Annotated in this window: 18 protein-coding genes; 9 read left to right on the top strand and 9 right to left on the bottom strand. The window is 67.2% G+C overall.

Going from position 1 to position 15,929, the window contains the following annotated elements; translation table 11 throughout:
* Nucleotides 1-55: 55 nt before the first annotated feature.
* Complete coding sequence (locus WA640_RS16555) at nucleotides 56-766, bottom strand: hypothetical protein (protein WP_335989020.1); 711 nt, start codon at nucleotides 764-766, stop codon at nucleotides 56-58.
* A 4-nt stretch (nucleotides 767-770) separates the two neighbouring features.
* Between WA640_RS16555 and WA640_RS16550 the strand changes: the two genes are divergently transcribed.
* The 5 genes from WA640_RS16550 (at nucleotide 771) to WA640_RS16530 (ending at nucleotide 3,412) form a co-directional block, all read left to right on the top strand.
* Nucleotides 771-1,289: a hypothetical protein gene (locus tag WA640_RS16550; protein ID WP_335989018.1), complete on the top strand. Its 519-nt coding sequence runs from the start codon at nucleotides 771-773 to the stop codon at nucleotides 1,287-1,289.
* A 225-nt stretch (nucleotides 1,290-1,514) separates the two neighbouring features.
* Complete coding sequence (locus tag WA640_RS16545; RefSeq protein ID WP_335989016.1) at nucleotides 1,515-1,868, top strand: hypothetical protein; 354 nt, start codon at nucleotides 1,515-1,517, stop codon at nucleotides 1,866-1,868.
* Nucleotides 1,869-2,005: 137 nt separating this feature from the next.
* A complete protein-coding gene (locus tag WA640_RS16540) occupies nucleotides 2,006-2,332 on the top strand; it encodes a MoaF-related domain-containing protein (RefSeq protein WP_106362963.1) in 327 nt (108 codons plus the stop codon).
* Nucleotides 2,333-2,379: 47 nt separating this feature from the next.
* On the top strand, nucleotides 2,380-2,718 hold the full coding sequence (locus WA640_RS16535) for a hypothetical protein (protein ID WP_106362964.1): 339 nt from the start codon (nucleotides 2,380-2,382) through the stop codon (nucleotides 2,716-2,718).
* 82 nt (nucleotides 2,719-2,800) lie between these two features.
* Entirely contained in the window at nucleotides 2,801-3,412 is a 612-nt protein-coding gene (locus tag WA640_RS16530) for a GNAT family N-acetyltransferase (protein WP_335989012.1), read from the top strand.
* Here WA640_RS16530 and WA640_RS16525 read toward each other — a convergent pair.
* A complete protein-coding gene (locus tag WA640_RS16525; protein WP_335989011.1) occupies nucleotides 3,405-4,067 on the bottom strand; it encodes a pentapeptide repeat-containing protein in 663 nt (220 codons plus the stop codon). The two genes, WA640_RS16530 and WA640_RS16525, sit on opposite strands and share 8 nt — an antisense overlap.
* 136 nt (nucleotides 4,068-4,203) lie before the next feature.
* On the opposite strand from WA640_RS16525, the gene WA640_RS16520 reads away from it, so the two are divergent.
* Entirely contained in the window at nucleotides 4,204-8,391 is a 4,188-nt protein-coding gene (locus WA640_RS16520; RefSeq protein WP_335989010.1) for an AAA family ATPase, read from the top strand.
* A gap of 29 nt (nucleotides 8,392-8,420) precedes the next feature.
* Here WA640_RS16520 and WA640_RS16515 read toward each other — a convergent pair whose 3' ends face one another.
* From WA640_RS16515 to WA640_RS16500, 4 genes are all read right to left on the bottom strand, one after another.
* Entirely contained in the window at nucleotides 8,421-9,701 is a 1,281-nt protein-coding gene (locus WA640_RS16515; protein WP_335989009.1) for a hypothetical protein, read from the bottom strand.
* 78 nt (nucleotides 9,702-9,779) lie between these two features.
* Entirely contained in the window at nucleotides 9,780-10,142 is a 363-nt protein-coding gene (locus WA640_RS16510; RefSeq protein ID WP_335989007.1) for a hypothetical protein, read from the bottom strand.
* A 174-nt stretch (nucleotides 10,143-10,316) separates the two neighbouring features.
* Nucleotides 10,317-10,568 carry a DUF397 domain-containing protein gene (locus WA640_RS16505; protein ID WP_335989006.1) on the bottom strand — a complete coding sequence of 84 codons (252 nt, stop codon included), beginning with the start codon at nucleotides 10,566-10,568 and terminating at the stop codon, nucleotides 10,317-10,319.
* Nucleotides 10,522-11,370, bottom strand: coding sequence for a Scr1 family TA system antitoxin-like transcriptional regulator (locus WA640_RS16500; protein WP_335989005.1), 849 nt, complete (start codon nucleotides 11,368-11,370; stop codon nucleotides 10,522-10,524). The genes WA640_RS16505 and WA640_RS16500 overlap by 47 nt, the downstream gene beginning before the upstream one ends.
* Before the next feature lie 224 nt (nucleotides 11,371-11,594).
* Here WA640_RS16500 and WA640_RS16495 point away from each other — a divergent pair, with 224 nt between their 5' ends.
* Both WA640_RS16495 and WA640_RS16490 read left to right on the top strand, forming a co-directional pair.
* On the top strand, nucleotides 11,595-11,903 hold the full coding sequence (locus tag WA640_RS16495) for a hypothetical protein (protein ID WP_335989004.1): 309 nt from the start codon (nucleotides 11,595-11,597) through the stop codon (nucleotides 11,901-11,903).
* On the top strand, nucleotides 11,893-12,183 hold the full coding sequence (locus tag WA640_RS16490; protein WP_335989002.1) for a hypothetical protein: 291 nt from the start codon (nucleotides 11,893-11,895) through the stop codon (nucleotides 12,181-12,183). The genes WA640_RS16495 and WA640_RS16490 overlap by 11 nt, the downstream gene beginning before the upstream one ends.
* A 197-nt stretch (nucleotides 12,184-12,380) precedes the next feature.
* Here WA640_RS16490 and WA640_RS16485 read toward each other — a convergent pair whose 3' ends face one another.
* Nucleotides 12,381-13,133, bottom strand: coding sequence for an EF-hand domain-containing protein (locus WA640_RS16485; RefSeq protein ID WP_335989000.1), 753 nt, complete (start codon nucleotides 13,131-13,133; stop codon nucleotides 12,381-12,383).
* Between the two features lie 108 nt (nucleotides 13,134-13,241).
* Nucleotides 13,242-14,147 (bottom strand): lytic transglycosylase domain-containing protein, encoded by a 906-nt coding sequence (locus WA640_RS16480; RefSeq protein WP_335988999.1) that lies wholly within the window; start codon nucleotides 14,145-14,147, stop codon nucleotides 13,242-13,244.
* Nucleotides 14,148-14,303: 156 nt separating this feature from the next.
* On the opposite strand from WA640_RS16480, the gene WA640_RS16475 reads away from it, so the two are divergent.
* On the top strand, nucleotides 14,304-15,266 hold the full coding sequence (locus tag WA640_RS16475; RefSeq protein ID WP_335988997.1) for a TIGR01777 family oxidoreductase: 963 nt from the start codon (nucleotides 14,304-14,306) through the stop codon (nucleotides 15,264-15,266).
* On the opposite strand, the gene WA640_RS16470 is transcribed toward WA640_RS16475, so the two are convergent.
* Nucleotides 15,263-15,928 (bottom strand): YoaK family protein, encoded by a 666-nt coding sequence (locus tag WA640_RS16470; protein WP_335988995.1) that lies wholly within the window; start codon nucleotides 15,926-15,928, stop codon nucleotides 15,263-15,265. The genes WA640_RS16475 and WA640_RS16470 overlap by 4 nt on opposite strands.
* Nucleotide 15,929: the final 1 nt, after the last annotated feature.

Below are 15,929 nucleotides of genomic sequence, written 5' to 3'. Positions count from 1 at the left end.
GGACTCGGCCCGGCCTGTCTTGACGCTCCCTTGACGCCCCTCTCCGTGAACGCCATCACATATCACCCGATCGGGGACGACGGGTCGAAAAGTGTCGTAGCCCGTCGATAACTTCGGGTGAGCAACTGAATACCGCATCGGACCTCCGGGTCCGGTGCGACAAACGATCGGACGGTGAGATGACAATGACGACTTCATCCAGCAGCTCCCAGATCCACAACACGGCCATCCTCGACCCCCACCCGCCGGAATCGGCGGCGGCCCGCCCTGCTGCGGGGCCTGTGGAGGCCGCGAGGCCGGCAGCAGCGGCGGCGGGGCCGACCGGCCCGGCGGCGGTCGCCGAGGCGCTCAACTTCGAGACGATCCCCATCGAGCTCCTCCGAGAGCACTTCACGAAATGGCTGATCGAAACCCTTACCCACGCGCACTTCCCGACAGGCGACGACCCGACGCCGGTAATCGGCACGGAGGAAGCGGCATCGCCGCTACCGAAGTTTGACGGGACGGCACCGGCGGCGGCTTCGCCTCCGGCGGCGATCGACCCAGCGGCCCTGGCGGCCACGGCACCCGAAACGGCCGTCACCGGCCCGACAGGCGGCCCGGCCGCGCCGAACTCCGCGCCGAAGCCGAAGCGCGCCAAGGCGGCGAACCGCCCGCCGACCCGAAAACCCGAAGGCCCGCTCACCGACGCAACACCCCCGCCACAGCAGCCGGAATCGCCGCGATTCACACCGACTGCCGCACCGATCGAATCGACGGCGGCCACACGTATGGCGCCTCCGGCCGACCCGGCGCAAGTCCAGTCGCCGGTCGCGGCTTCGGGCCTCGCCAACTCGCCGGTCGGCGTCCCGACCGTCTCGCGGATCGCCGCCCCGGCCTCGACCGACCTGTCGATCGAGGCACCGGCGTCCTCGGCTCGGCCGCAGTATGTGCGGATGGGGGACAAGTCGGTGTGGCTGACGAAGCCGATGCTGCGGGCGCGGGGGTGGACCGAGTCGGCCATCCGCGACTTCCTGCCCGGTCCTGAAGCGCTGAAGCCGAATCCGCGGTTCGCGGTGTCAGGGGCGCCGATGCCGGTGTGGAGACCCGTCACCGTCGCCAAGGCTGAGTCCGACCCGAAATGGCGGGCCTGGCTCGAACGCTCGCTCCAGCGGCGGCAGACCACCCTCGCCGCCCTGGCCGACTCCCCGGACCAGGAGTTCCGCACCCGCCTCGAACTCGCCGACCAAGCCATCAAGGACAGCCTCGTCCCACCGACCCTCCTCGAATCCCTGGGGCCCGCCAAGTGAGCGATCGCGCCGCCGCTGCCTGCCGACGAGGGCTCAAGCGGTCGGCGGCGGCGCGATCACCGGGAGGGCCGAGGGAGAGCCAGGGGACGGGCGCACGGCCGCGGCGCAATTGACGGCACGATGCCGCGAGCTCTATAGTGCTAACATCCTAGTTCTATAGAGAAATCATCCCCTTCTCTGGCCGGATCCACGCGCGATCCGGTCGTCCGCAAGGAGCAACCCCTGATGAACACCCTCAAGAAGATCGCGAAGTGGACCGGAATCGTCCTCATCGGCGCATGCGGCATCGTGCTGCTCGGCGGCGGCAAGATCACCTCCGGGACGCTGATGATCGTCACCGCCTTCCTCCTGGTCGTCCTGGCCGGGAAGCACCTGGTCCCCCGCTGGATCGGCATCATCCTGGTGTGCGCCGTGCTCGGCCTCGTCGCATGGAACATCTCCACCACCGACCTCCCCGGCGAGGTGAGCGGCAATGCGATGGCGTGCACCGAAGTCGTCGACACCCCCGAGACCGGCATCAAGTTCCTCGACCAGGTGCTGTACATCTTCGGCGGATTCGCGGCCCAAGCGGAGCCGTAGAACCCGCCCCGGACCCCGCCGGGGCCGCGAGGCCCCGGCGGGATTGGGGAGCGGGGGAATCGGGAAAACGGAGGTTTCAGGGCGGGCCGGATCTTAGGTTGGAGGTCGGTTCGCGGGGAATCGACAGGGGGAATGTGATGAGTGATTTCGCGTTCGCGGGCAAGACGTTCGTGATCCGGCTGGACAACGGCGTCGTACTGCACAACATCTTCGGAGCCGAGGGCAACAAGCTCCAGTACGCCGAGATCGACGGCGCCTCGGAGGGCGCCTCCGGGACCGTCGACCTGCACGTCGCGGAGGTCTCGCCGAAGGTCTACCTGCTCGGATGGAACGAGGTCACCGGCACCGCGGTCACTCACGTCATGAACTTCCACGACCGCACGATCACCGGCTTCTGGTCCTTCGACGAGAACGGCGGCCGGACCGGCGAGGTCCACTCCGGGACCTTCGAGGACCTGGACTAGCGGCAGCCGCAGCTGGGAGAAGATCAGTCCGAACCGAGGAGGACCTCATGATCGTGAACGTGGACCGGTCGAGCGTCGCGATGGGCGACGACATCTACCCGCACGACGAGGCAGTCGACCTGTCCGAGTCGAGCACGATCGCCGAGGCCGTCGCCTCCCTGCGCGTGCGCGGGTACCTCCCGACCATCGCGGGCGGGCGCGCCACCTGGCTCCTCGAAGTGAACGGCAGGCCCGCGGCCGTGATCGCGCAGCAGTGGCCCGAGCCCAAGTTCGCCGTCGACCCGTCCGACACCCTCGGATCGTTCGGCGGCCCGGTCTCCCTCATGTTCAAGTACCGGGCCCAGATCGACCCCGACGATCTCTACAGCACCCTCTCCGGGGACTGACCGCCGCGCTCGCATAGTGGAATCGCGGCGGCCCGGCGGGTCCGAGGCGGCTTATGCTCCTGGTCGATCGAGGAGGGCCGCAATGGGATTCGTGCTTGACGGGCCGACGTTGGACGGGTCGCTGGTGCGGCTCGAACCGCTGGAGCGGCGGCATGCCGCCGAGCTGGCAGTAGCCGCCGAGGAGGGCCGGGAGTCGTACGGGCACACCTGGGTTCCCCGCGCCTCCGAGGTCGCCGGGTACGTCGAGGCCCAGCTGGAACGGCGCGATTCGGGGCGGCTCGCTCCGTATGCCCAGGTGTCCCGCCAGACCGGGCGGGCGGTCGGAGCGACCGCGTTCTGGGACCCGCGCCTGCATCCCGACAGCGGCGAACTGTTCGCCATCGAAGTCGGCTTCACCTGGCTTGCGGCCTCGGCGCAGGGGACCGGGATCAACGCCGAAGCGAAGCTGCTGCTGTTCACGCACGCGTTCGAGACGTGGAAGGTCGACAGGGTCGACCTCAAGACCGACGCGCGGAACCTCCGGTCCCGGGCCGCGATCGAGGCGACCGGCGCGCAGTTCGAAGGCGTGCTCCGCAACTGGTCGAAGTCCTGGGCGCCCGGCGAGGACGGCAGGCTGCGCGACTCCGCCATGTACTCGATCATCGCGCCGGAATGGCCCGACACCAAGTCCCGCTTGCAGGCCAGGCTCAGGTGAGCTTGAAGCCCGCCGCAGTCGCCAGCTCCCCGGCGATCTCCACTGCTTGATCCGCTGTTATCAACGCTCCCTTCAGACTCATCAGGCCGGTGATCCCGCCGAGTTCGGACCGGCGCAGGTCGCAGCCCTTCGCGTTCGCGACCCGCGAGAAGTCCGCCCCCGGGAACGAGCACTCGATGAACACCGCCTTCGAGAGGTCCCCGAGGAACGTCGCGTTCGTGAACCGGCACCGCTCGAACACCACCGGCCCCTTCGCGGTCCCGATGGAGATGCCCGCGAAGTCCGCCCGCGAGTCCGCAACATAGAGATCCTGCACCAGCGAGAACTGCGCCTGCCAGCCCACGAGCTGGCTCTCGGTGATCTCCAGCCGGCGAGCCGTCACCTGCTCCCAGCGCGCATTGGACAGCACCGAGTGGTCCACCGCCACATCGACCACCTCGAACGGCGACAGCACCGCCCCCGACAGGTCGCTGTTGCGGATCAGCGAGCCCTCCAGGCTCCCGTCCCCCTGGGCCTCAGTCCAGTCCGCGCCCTCGACGACCCGCTCGCTCCACTCGAAGTCGTAGTCCGGCCCCTCCTCCAGAGGACGCAGCCGCTCCTCCTCGACCAGCGGCCTCCGCATCGACAACTTGTCGTCGATCTTCCTGAACTTCACCCGATGCCTCCTCGCTCGACCCCCGGCAGGCTACGCCACCCCACCGACAATCCCGCCCCGGCGACACATCGCCGAGTCACTCCTCAGTCATCGGCGGGGACACCGAAACGCGACGGTTTCGGTTATGGTCAGCCATATGTCTTCATCCACCCCCGATGAAAACGCCCACGACCACGCCCAGGACAAAGCCGCCTTCCTCGCCTCGATGCGCGACGGTGTGCTCAGTTCGATGGACCGCCTCCGCGCCTCCCTCGGCAGGGCCGCCCACCCGACCCTGACGGCGATGATCTGCGCCAGCGCCTGCGCGCCCGTGATCGCCGCCGCGACCGGCGCCGGCCTCACCCTCACCGCCGCCCTCGGCCTTCTGGGCTCCCTGGGCGGCAACGCCATCAGCGAGTTCGTCAGCGACCGTCTCGCCCGGCTGAAGGCGAGGAACGCCCCTGATACTGAAGCCGCGCTGGCCGAAGCCTTCGCCGAAGTCCTCGAATCGGACTCGCCCGACCTCGCCGAGACCCGCAAAGCCGTCACCGCCCTGCTGGAGCGCACCGGCGCCTTCACGATCGTCATCCGCGAGGCGATCGTCGACGGCGACCGCGACCTCCTGAACGCCCTCCGCACCGAACTTGAGCGCCTCGCGCAGTCGAGCGACGAGAGCCGCCACCTGCTCCTGGAGCAGAAAGACCTGCTGCTCGGCCTCTACCGGGACTTCGCGACCAGCCTCAACATCCAGACCTCCACCCGTGACACCGCTGAAGAAGCCCTCGGCGTCCTGGTCGAGATGTACCAGTTCGTGCAGTACACGGCGGCCACCCCGAACGCAGGAGACGCCCCGCAGACGGCAAGCTGGACCGGCAGCCCCTACCTTGGGCTGCAACCGTTCACGAGGCGCCACGCGCCGGTCTTCTTCGGCCGCTCGGTCACCCTCTCGAAGCTCGTCGCCAAGGCCGAAGCCTGCGTTCCGGGCGGCATGATGATCGTGACCGGCCCTTCCGGGGTCGGCAAGTCCTCGCTCCTGCGGGCCGGACTCGCCCGCGACGTCGAGAGCGGCCTCCTTCGCGAGGACCCGGCCCAGGCCCCCTGGCGCACAATCACCCTCGAACGCCCCGGCGAGCACCCGATCGCCGCGCTCGCAGCGGAACTCGCCAAACACGGCGGCCCCGACTCAACCGCCACGGAGACATCACTCCGCGCCCACCCCGAGGCCGCAGCCGCCCGCGTCGAGGAGCGCCGCACCGGCGACGACGGCCAGCGGCCCGAGCGCCTGCTCATCCTCATCGACCAGGCCGAAGAGCTCTTCACCCTCGCCGACGACGAGGAACGCAGCCTCTTCCTACGCGCGCTGGAGTCGATCGCCAAGAGCCCCAACGCCTTCACGGTCCTCGGCATCCGCAGCGACTACATCGACCACTGCATGACGGTCCCCTCGCTGCGCGAGACCGCGCAGCACCGCCTGTTCCGGGTCGGCCCCATGACCCGCGACCAGATGCGCCAGGCCATCACCCTGCCCGCGGCCGCAGCCGGAGTCCGCATCGACGACCGGGTGGTCAGCATCCTGCTCGACGACCTGTTCGGCGCCAACGACACCCCGCGATCACCGGGCGCAGCCCTCCCGCTCATGTCCCAGACGATGCTGCTCCTCTGGAACCACGGCAGCGCCGACCGCCGCCTCACCGAAGCCGAGTACACCGCCATCGGCGGCGTCCACCGCGCGGTCACCACCGCAGCAGACGCGGTCTACAACGATCTCACCGAACCCGAACGCATCACCGCCCAACACCTCTTCCGCCGCCTGGTCGGCGCCGAATCGGCGGATCAGCTTGTCCGCACCGAAGTCGCGGCTGACTCCCTCACCGATGCAGAGCAGGCGGTCGCCGGGAAATTCCTGGAAGCCCGCCTCCTCGTCACCGACGCGGCAACCCTACAGATCGCCCACGACATCCTGCTCAAGCAGTGGGAACGGCTCAGGAAATGGATGGAGCCGGACCTCACCGCCCGCATCCTCTTCACCCGCCTCGAAGCCGCCGCATCCGAACGCGAACAAAGGAGAGGCGGCCTCTACGACAAAGACAGCCTCACCGCGATCGAGACCAACGGCGAACCCCGCTGGCCGGAACTGGGACTGCGACCGAGCGCGCTCGCGGCAGAGTTCTTGCGGAAGTCCCGGTTGCACGCGCAACGGCAGGAGCGTGACCGGCGCATCCGATTCGCCGCAGTCGCAATTGTCGCCGTGCTCGCAATCATCGCTAGCCTGGTCTTTCTCGATCAGAACGGCGAACTCGCCGACCAGCGCGACGAGCTCGCCGACACGCTCAACCGCACCGTCTCCCAGCGCCTAGCCGCAGAGAGCATCGACCTCCTCGGCACCGACGGCGAACTTGCCCGCCTACTCGCAGCCGCCGCCTGGAACCTCAGCCAGACCAACGAGGCCTACGAGGCCCTCATCCGATCCGCGAACGATCCGACCACCGGCCTAGTCACCACCGAGACCCTCGATCCCGTTGGCGACCTCGCCACAAGCCTCGACGGCGCCTATGCGGCGAGCACCGGATCGAGCGGCATGGTCACCCTGTGGCGCACTGAGGACTGGACCGAGCTCGGCACGCTTGCGACAGACGGCACCTACGGCTACGCCTCGACAGGGCTCGAATTCAGTCGTGACGGAACCCTTCTCGCCTCCCTCACGGAAAACGGAGTCACGGTCTGGGACGTTGAATCCCGCGAACCGGTCGCCCATCTCGCCACGACCGCCCGCGGTGAAATCGCTCTGAGCCCCGATGCGAGCACCTTCGCGATCGGCGGTGAAACGGCGGTCGAAATATGGGATATGGCAACTGAATCGATGACCGCAGAGCTGCCGATTCCTGAATTTGCAACCGCGATCGCATTCTCCCACAACGGAGCATCGCTATTTACGAGCGACCTGGAAGGCGAGTTCAGGGAATGGAACCCGGTGACCGGTGAAGGATCCGAAGTGGAAGGGGCCCCGACAGATTCCCTCGATGAGATCTGGGTCAGCTCGGAGGAGCCGGGACGCCTGTTCGCCTGCGACGGAATCCAGTGCTACCAGCTCGATCCGGAAGGCGAATGGACAGCACTGCCATTCGGGGGCGTGTACTCGGAGATCACTTTCGACGTTGCCCCCGACGGTGGTGCGATCGTCGGCTACGGCGAGGGCGCCCTGACACGATGGGACGCAGAAACTGGCGTCTATTCTTCAATTCCGTCAGTCACGGGCGAGGTGAACCGCATGGTGTTGTTCGCCGGGAGCTCTGCTGTTGCGATGGCCACGACTCAAGGCATTCAGACCTGGGACATCGATGGCCGGAAGACTGTGGAGTATCTTCCACAGCGTGTTGAGAGGATCGCGGTCGCCGCGGACTCGGACCGAATCGTCCTGGATGCGCTCGAAGGCGTCTCCGTATTTGAACCCCCGAGCACTTCGCTGGGTGCCGTCAGCGACGACGTATTCTTCATGGACTTTGCCGACCTCAGCCACGACGGCAGCGTCGTAGGCGGAACCGGCAATGCGGACGGCACGTTCGGCATCTATCTCTGGGATGCGGTCACCAGTGAACCTCTGCCGGTTCCGTCCGCGGGAGACGGCTTCTTCCAGAGGATGAGGTTCAGTCCCACCGAGAACCAGCTCGCGATCATGGTTGATCCCGACAGTGAGACCGTGACCCGGGATTCGGAGATCTGGATATGGGACTTCACTGAGAACAAGATAACCGTCCGCATTGCCGAATCGGACCCGGGCCTCGCCTTGTTGGCCTACACCCCGGACGGCAAGCACGTGGTCGTCAGTGACGGATCCGGAACGGTGCGGTTCCTGAGCAGCCAGGACGGCAGCGAGTCCGACACGATCGAACCCATCGAGACCGGAGACACGAACATAGGCAACCTCGCATTCAGTCAGGACGGGCAGCTACTCGCCATGGACGGACTCGGGGGCGTGCGAGTGTGGGACTTCGAAGCAGCCGAGATGCAATCCACCGGCGCGAAGTCGACCGCCGACATGATGTTCACTCCTGACGGGAAGTTCGTCCTCATAACGGATAACGCCAGTACGAACGTATGGAACATCGAGCGGAGCCAGCTGGTCCCGGATATCTTCCCAGGGGCGATCACGCAATATGGTGAGTTCCAGTCTGGAACCTGGACCTTGGTGGGAATGAGCGGTGAGCGGATCGTCTACCCCGATATGTCGTTCCTGTCCGATCCGTATAAGGCCGCATGCGAGCGGACCGATCGGGCCCTGTCCCGAGACGAGTGGGAGAAGTATCTCAAAGGCTTCGACTCCAATAAAGTAACGATCTGCTCCTGAGTTGAAGCGGGCGTTTCCATAATGCGGGCTCAGGGGAGCATCTGGACCAGGTCTTTGACTGCGACTTGTTGGGAGAGTAGGAGCCAGAGGACGAGGGCGACGACGATGACCTTGACGAAGAGGCCTGTTGCGCGATCGGTGAGGTCGATTCCCGCTGAGAAGCGGGTGCCGCGGGACGGGGGGTCGTCGGGTCGGATGGAGTCCCGGAAGCGGTGGAGTCGTTCCTCGGAGGTTTCGAGGTACGCCGTGTCGGCGGTGCCGGCCAGGATGACGGCCATGCGCGCCAGGGTCTCCCGCACCTCGGGCGGCACCGTGGCGAGCATCGAGTCGTGCCCGGACAAGTGCGCGCGAAGATGCGCCACGCTCAACGAGAGCAGTAGCGCAGTCGGATGCTCGACCCCCGGACCCGCCCCGGCCTGGAGGTGCCGGGCCTGCCGCTCCGCCGCAGTCGCCACCCCCTGCAACGCCCTGCGCCGCTTACCGGAAGCGTCGGATACCGGCCGTTTGGACGACTTGTCGGGAGACGCCGCCAGGTATGCCGCCACCCGATCGAGGGCGTGCCACCGCCGGAGGCGCGAGCGCACGATCCGCTCGAAGGCCACCAGGTACAAGCCGACCGCCGCGGCGCCGAGCAGCACGATGAGCATCGGACGCGGGTTCTCCCTGCCGGAATCGGGCGACAACACGACATCACTCCAGAAGAGCGCGAGTGTCAAAGCCGCCGACAGCAAGGCGATCTTCGAGAAGAGATGAAGCCGGTAGACCGCCTTGGCGGCGCTGAAGCGGCTCTCCGCGTCTATGTGCGCCTCGGACAACGGGAGCGCCGGGGGCCACTTGTACTTCGTCTTGTCGTCGCGGAACATCCACCGGAGCTGCCGAATGACGCCCCACGGGCTCAGCAGGTACACCATGTACAGGGAGAGCAGCCCGGTGTAGATCCACAGCTCACCGCCGAACGGCTCGGTGTCGGCATACGCCTGGATGACGAACCGGATGAGGTACACCCCGGCGGCGGCAATTGCGGATGAGACCCCGAGCAGGACCACCAGGAAGAACGACACCTCGCCCAAGGCGGCCGCGGTCGCGAGTATGCGGCCGCGGCCGCCCTGCCGCATCATGGTCGCGCGGAACATCAGCCGGGCCGTGGCGAACGGCCCGCGCCGGCCGATGCTCCGCGCCCAGCGTTCGTCCAGCGAGCCGATCAGGGCCCCGCTGAACATCCACCCGAGGCATGCGAACTGCAACAGGCACATGAGGAACATGCAGAGGCTCACGAAAAGGACGGTCGCGACGAATTCAATTGCGTACATATGAGGGGGACTCCTGGCCGGGGCTACAGGGCCAGAGAAGGATACTTCGCTCACGCGCGTCGTGGTGTCCCCCAGCCTCTACTGGACCCCTCTTCTCCGGGACGTGAGCCGCTGGGCGAGGCGGAGGACGGCTTCGGTGATGGGGCCGCGCTTGCTTGGGCGGCGGCGGGAGTGGTGGGCTTTGGCGAGGGGTTCTGAGGCTTGGAGGAAGCGGTCCCAGGCGAGTTCTCGGAAGTGGGGGAAGGAGTCGGGGGCTTCGTAGCGGCGGTGGCGGCCGGTGCGGTGGTCGCGGCGGTAGGTGTTGTCGGGTCGCCAGGGCCAGGGGCCGGGGTCGAAGGCGTCGTAAGGGGTGGTGCGGAGAATGTACCCGGATGGGTGGGTCGTGAGCTGTGTCGGACGGTTTTTGGGCGCAGTCGGCTGCGGTATCGTCGAACACGACATGGAAGGCGCTGCCTTTCTGTTGGTAGCCGCCCGGTGGTCAAAAGTTGGTAGCTAGTAGCCACTGGGCGGCGTTTTCTATGGACGGTGTAAAGAATGAACACCGCCCACGGGATTGTCAACCCCATGTGACGGTGTGTCGCGAAGTCTTATATGGATTTTGTTGGCGCGGCTGGGTTAGCGTGCGGCCCGCAGAAGGCTCTTGAAGTCGGCGAGCGGGAGGTCGAAGACCGGAGACTCGTTGCCCAGCTTGGAATCCCGCACGTGCATTCCGTCAGAGTCGTTGCAGGCGACCAGTTCCACGCAGTTGGAGTTGTTATCGCCGCCGCTGTGGGTACTTTTGCGCCAGGCTCGGCGAAGCTCGACGCAGCTGGTGTTGTTGTCACTCCCGCTGCGAGTGCTCTTCCGCCACGCCGTCACGTCGGTCATCGAGGTACTCCTTCAACGCGATCGATTTCCCCAGGAGGAACTTCCACCGCTCATCGTATCGCTCAATGCGAGGGGTTTCCTCGATGCACCAGCTGTCGTCCAGCACCTCGGTGTACACGAAGTCCGGGCCGCCGAATTCGGCTTCACCGGCGCGGTAGATCTCGAAAGCGCCACCATGTTCCAGGTGCACCGCCGGGACGATCATGATCTCCCAGTTGGTAAGTGAGTCGAGGTATTGGAGTCGTTTGATCTGGTCGAGGCGATCGGCTGCTGGTAGGAACCGCAAGTTCAGGAGAGCGGTTTCGCTGATCAGGATCACGACCCGGGGGTTGTCGGTGCGAGCGAGGAGAGCCTTGAGCCGCGCCAGCTTGAACTTCCAGCCTCGTTTGAGCTGCTGGTCAGTGGAGCCTTCCGCCATTCGCAGGAACTTGAAGTGGTAGGCGCGGGTCTGTGCGATGCCTGGGATGTAGAGGGGATCCCATTTGCAGATCACGCCGTTGTACATCTCGGCGTACTGCAGGCAGATGGCGTTGAAGCGCTGGTCCGCTCGAAAGTTCTTCTGCGCTTCGTTGCGCGAGATCTCCTCCATGTAGTTGCTCAGCTCCTGCGGGATCTTCAGGTACTTGGCGAGCGCCAGTACCTCCCCGACGGTCGGGCACTTCTTGCCCTGCTCCCACCTCCCCACGGTCTGGTAGCTGACGCCCAGAAGTGCACCGAGGTACCCCTGCGTTCTGCCGCGAAGTTCGCGGTAGTGATGAGTCACCCTGCCCGGGAACCATTTGGCGAGATGTGATTGCGCCATGTGCCGCCTCTCCACGAAGTGCTCGCACTGTCCAACCTCCGATGATGACATTGCGTTGTGGATGAGTCATCTCCGGTCAGGGCGGGGCCGATGACGAATTCTGATTGGGTCAGTTTTCGTCACTCAGAACTCGACAAATGAAGACCCTGGTCAGGGGCTTGTGATGCGCTTATGTTGGTGGTGGGAAGAGCGCATCGAAACCGAGTCCGAAATGGAGGATGGCGATGGGTGGACCGAAGCCCGATGAGTCGGGGCGAGAGGCGTTGGAGCGCGGGGGGTTCAGCGACGGCCGGACGGAGTTCAAGGTCCGGGCGTCGAGTTCCATTGCGCCGGACTCGTTTCAGGTGTACGCGATGGGGAACCCGGTCGATATCGTGCTGATCGTTTCGGGGCTGAACTCCGGACACCTGCACGCGACCTGGGGCGCGAAGTGGCGGGCCGCCACGCCCGAGTGGAAGGTGTGGCTGGAGGACGCCGCGTTCAAGGTGTTCTACACCGGGCGCGGGATCGGGGTGCGGTTCTGTGACGGCTGAGACCGGGGAAGTGCATTCCGGCGACGACGGCTGGCTCGGCGACTTCTCCAGGGGGCCAGCGGTGTTCGCGGTCTACAGGGAGATGGAGGCGGCGCATCCGCTGTCGCCTCCGGAGTACCGGATCGAGTGCAACGACGGGGCCGGGCCGCGGGTGATCTGTCGGATTCCCGACGGTTCCGATCCGGCTCCGGAATGGTTCGGCGCGTGGGAAGGCGACGAGTGGTGCGAGTGGATCCTGAGGCAGACCCTCAGCCTGATCAAGCGGCCGCGGAACCGGTAAGGGACCGTTCGGCTTCATAGACCGCCCGAGGTGCAGGAGTAGCCATAAGGCCCCTGACTCGGGCATGAGAAGGGCCGGCCGATGCTTGGTGGAGCATCGGCCGGCCCGTTCGTCTGCGCGAATCCTACATCCTATAGGAAATAGGATCCTCTACTCGAATCCTGCATCCTATTTCCTATAGGATGTAGGATCGCCGGTCAGAAGTCGGCCGGGGCGAGGATCGGGCTGCCGACCTTGCCCATCAGGTCGTTCGTCGGGTGGTTGCGCTCGCTGCCGAGGAAGAAGCTGAAGATCGTTCGGCGCCATTCGTCGGGCGAGATGCGGTTGTCGTGGTCGGCGTCGAGGAACTCGAAGAGTCGGTGGCTCTCCATATAGTCGACTCCGTTCCAATTGCGAAGGAGGTGAACGAACTCGCCGGAGCTGATGAGGCCGTCGCCGTCCTCGTCGGCGATCGCGAAATAGGCGTCGGCGATAGAGGCGAGCTTGGCGGCGGCCGTGATGCGGTCGGCGAGCATGTGCTCGGCGAGCGCGTTGCGAAGCTGGCGACGGGTGACGCGGGCGTCATCGCCATCCGCGGCCGGGGCGATGAACTCCGTCCACAGGCGCTGCGTGGCCTCGCGCAGCTCCAGGCCCATCGGGCTCTCGACCGGGACGCCGCGCGCACCGAGCACGCGGTCGGCGGCCTGGCGCAGGTTCTCCTCGGCGATGTAGTCGTTGCCGTCGACGTCGAGGGTGTCGAACCAGCGGTCGAACTTGTTCCGGCTCACGCTGCCCACGATCGGGCGGCGGCGACGCCTGACCGTGGCGACGACCGCGGCCCCTGCCGCGATCGTGCCCGCGGCGACGGCGCCTACGACCAGTGCTTTCTTGGTGTTCGAGTTTCGCGGCATGGATTCGGCCTCCCGTTGCTGGTCCCTTTCGAGTTCCCTGTCCAGGTCGGATCGTGCCACGGCGGGAGGGGCCGGGGACTGAAACGGCCGATCCGGGCGGCGGCCGGAGCGCGCCCGGAAATCGTAGATCCTATATCCTATAGGATATGTGATTCGGTACGGCCGGAGTCATTCCCAGGGGCGCAGGTCGAGTAGGGCGCGGACGGTCTCGATGTACTGGAGGTTCGTGTACCCCGAGCCCGAGTCGAGCGCGGTCTCGACCGTGCCGAACCCGGCCTGGTAGGCCGAGATGACGGAGTTGAGCAGGCAGGTCTCCTGGTGGTCGGGGACCGCGTCGTCGCGGGAGCAGTCGTCGGCGAGGTCGTAGGAGCCGGGGTCGGGGGCGCCGAAGTAGTTGACCGCGAAGTACTTGGCGAGCCATTGGATCTGGGCGCTGCCGAGCATGGCGTTGTCGCGGGTGTCGGTGCGGTCGAAGTCGGTCTCGAAGCGGGTGTTGACGAACTCCTCGGTGTCCGGCTGGATCTGCATGAGGCCGGTGCCGCCGTCGCAGGCGACGATGTCGGACTGCCAGCCGGACTCCATCCAGGCGATGGCTTTGACCAGGTCGGCGGAGAGGTCGACGCTGGAGTTCGTCCAGAACTGGGTGCCGGCGGCCTCGTCGAGGGCGGCTTCGACGTCGGCGGCCGAGTCGCGGCCGCCGTCGAGGTAGGTGGTGCAGGGCGGGTGCTCGGAGGGCGGGACGGTCGGGAGGGCGTGCTCGGTGGCCTCCTCCTCGGTCTCGGTGCCGATCGGGGGGTTCGGTTCGGGGTCGGTGGTGGGCGCGGGGTCGGTGGTGCGGGGTTCCCATGCGGGGGTTGGTGACTCGGTGACGGCGTCGTCGGTCGTGGCGGCGGCGACCGGGTCGTTGTCCGAGCCGTCGGGGAGGAAGAGGAACACGGCGACGGCCACGGCTCCCAGGAGCAGGACGAAGGCCACGAGCCACGTGCCCGCGCCGCCGTCGGGGTCGTGGCCCGGGTCGGGGTCGGGTTCGAGGTCGAGGCCGATCTCCTCGGGCTCGGGGGAGGGGTCGCTCATGGAGGGGTCCTGTCTGCACTTGTGACTACTCCATGGAGCGTACCGACCACGGGCGGGCGGCAGGGTACTCCGAACGGGCGGATCGCGCTAGCGCCGAGATCATAATTGAACGTGTTCAATAATCGGGGTATGGTTGTGCCATAAGGAGGAACCCCCATGAAGATCGTCATCCCCGGAGGCACCGGCAACCTCGGCGCCGTCCTTGAACGCGGTCTCCTCGCGGCAGGCCACCGCATCACGGTCCTCACCCGGAACCCGGTGCGGCCCAATCACCTGTACTGGGACGGGCGCACGCTCGGGCCCTGGGCCGAGGCGATCGACGGCGCCGACGCGGTCATCAACCTGGCCGGGCGCAGCGTGAGCTGCCGGTACACGCGCGAGCACCTCGACGAGATGACCGCTTCGCGGGTCGACTCGACCAGGGTTGTGGGGCAGGCGATCGCGGCCGCGGCGCGCCCGCCCGCGGTGTGGCTCCAGGCCGGGACCGCGACGATCTACGCGCACACCCAGGGACGGCCCAACGACGAGGCGACCGGGGTCATCGGCGGCGGCGAGCCTGACGCGCCCGCGTACTGGGCCGAGAGCATCGCCATCGCACGGGCCTGGGAAGCGGCCCTCGCCGAGGCCGACACCCCCGGGACGCGGAAGGTCGCGATGCGGACGGCGATGGTGATGAGCCCGGATCGCGGGTCGGTGTTCGACGTGCTGTCGCGGCTGGTGCGGTGCGGCCTCGGCGGCACCGTGGCGGGCGGGCGGCAGTTCGTGTCGTGGATTCACGAAGCCGACTTCGTGCGGGCCGTTGAGTTCCTGCTGGAGCGCGGCGATCTCGCGGGCGCGGTGAACGTGTGCGCCCCGCATCCGCTGCGGCACAAGGACTTCATGCGCATCTTGCGGCGCGCAAAGGGTGTGCGGTTCGGGCTCCCGGCGACCCGGTGGATGGCCGAGCTGGGTGCGTTCGCGCTGCGCACCGACACCGAGCTGCTGCTCAAGAGCCGCCGGGTGGTGCCCGCGCGGCTGGAGGCGGCCGGGTTCCAGTTCGAGTTCCCGGCCTGGGAGGCCGCGGCCGGGAACCTCGCGTCGGGGAAAGTGTCGGTCACGGAGCGTACGCTCGCCGCCTAGCCCTGGAGGCGGTCCTCGATGAACCCGGCGACCGCCATGAGGGCGGCGACCGCGGCGGCGGTCCAGCAGACGGCGCTGAACGAGACCGCGTGGGCGAGCACGGAGCCGAGCCCGGCGCCGACGAGGTAGACCGCCCAGACGCCCGCTTGGAGGCGGGCCGAGCGGAGGTCGTCGCGGGTGCCGGACAGGTTGACCGACAAGGCGATCAGGGTGCCGGTGAGGACGGTGGTCGTAACCCCGGCGAGGCCGATGCGCGCGGCGTGGATGCTCTGCACGCCCATCGCGAACGCCGCCAACGCGATCGCGACGTTGAAGTTCCCGGAGAGTCCGGCCAGGGCCAGGAACACGACCTCGGCGACGAGGAGGGCGGGCACGCCGAAGCTGGTGAGCACGTGCCTGCGGGTCGCGAGCGACGCGGCGACCGTGCCGGCCGCGAACCCGCCGAGCGAGCACAGCGGGCCGATCGCGGAGAGGGCGTCGCCGCGGCCGGTCAGCTCGCCGGAGACCGCGACCGCCAGGAGCACGGCGTTCCCGGTCTGGTTCGCGACGAACTGCTGGCCGAGGCTGAGGAACCCCGCCCCGTCGACCGCACCGGCGAGCGCGGTCAGCACGAGCGCCGTCCACGCGTGGGCTCCGGCGCGGTCGATCGGGGCGGATGTCATC

It is taken from the genome of Glycomyces sp. MUSA5-2, from assembly GCF_037034145.1.
GTDB lineage: Bacteria > Actinomycetota > Actinomycetes > Mycobacteriales > Micromonosporaceae > Glycomyces > Glycomyces artemisiae.
Note: the sequence above shows the minus strand (reverse complement) of the source record. Positions and strands in the feature narration are given on the sequence as shown.

Coding starts and splice junctions, on each gene's coding strand:
- WA640_RS16550 (WP_335989018.1), top strand. CDS start 771: ATGGCGCCTCCGGCCGACCCGGCGCAAGTCCAGTCGCCGGTCGCGGCT.
- WA640_RS16545 (WP_335989016.1), top strand. CDS start 1,515: ATGAACACCCTCAAGAAGATCGCGAAGTGGACCGGAATCGTCCTCATC.
- WA640_RS16540 (WP_106362963.1), top strand. CDS start 2,006: ATGAGTGATTTCGCGTTCGCGGGCAAGACGTTCGTGATCCGGCTGGAC.
- WA640_RS16535 (WP_106362964.1), top strand. CDS start 2,380: ATGATCGTGAACGTGGACCGGTCGAGCGTCGCGATGGGCGACGACATC.
- WA640_RS16530 (WP_335989012.1), top strand. CDS start 2,801: ATGGGATTCGTGCTTGACGGGCCGACGTTGGACGGGTCGCTGGTGCGG.
- WA640_RS16520 (WP_335989010.1), top strand. CDS start 4,204: ATGTCTTCATCCACCCCCGATGAAAACGCCCACGACCACGCCCAGGAC.
- WA640_RS16515 (WP_335989009.1), bottom strand. CDS start 9,701: ATGTACGCAATTGAATTCGTCGCGACCGTCCTTTTCGTGAGCCTCTGC.
- WA640_RS16510 (WP_335989007.1), bottom strand. CDS start 10,142: ATGTCGTGTTCGACGATACCGCAGCCGACTGCGCCCAAAAACCGTCCG.
- WA640_RS16505 (WP_335989006.1), bottom strand. CDS start 10,568: ATGACCGACGTGACGGCGTGGCGGAAGAGCACTCGCAGCGGGAGTGAC.
- WA640_RS16500 (WP_335989005.1), bottom strand. CDS start 11,370: ATGGCGCAATCACATCTCGCCAAATGGTTCCCGGGCAGGGTGACTCAT.
- WA640_RS16495 (WP_335989004.1), top strand. CDS start 11,595: ATGGGTGGACCGAAGCCCGATGAGTCGGGGCGAGAGGCGTTGGAGCGC.
- WA640_RS16480 (WP_335988999.1), bottom strand. CDS start 14,147: ATGAGCGACCCCTCCCCCGAGCCCGAGGAGATCGGCCTCGACCTCGAA.
- WA640_RS16475 (WP_335988997.1), top strand. CDS start 14,304: ATGAAGATCGTCATCCCCGGAGGCACCGGCAACCTCGGCGCCGTCCTT.
- WA640_RS16470 (WP_335988995.1), bottom strand. CDS start 15,928: ATGACATCCGCCCCGATCGACCGCGCCGGAGCCCACGCGTGGACGGCG.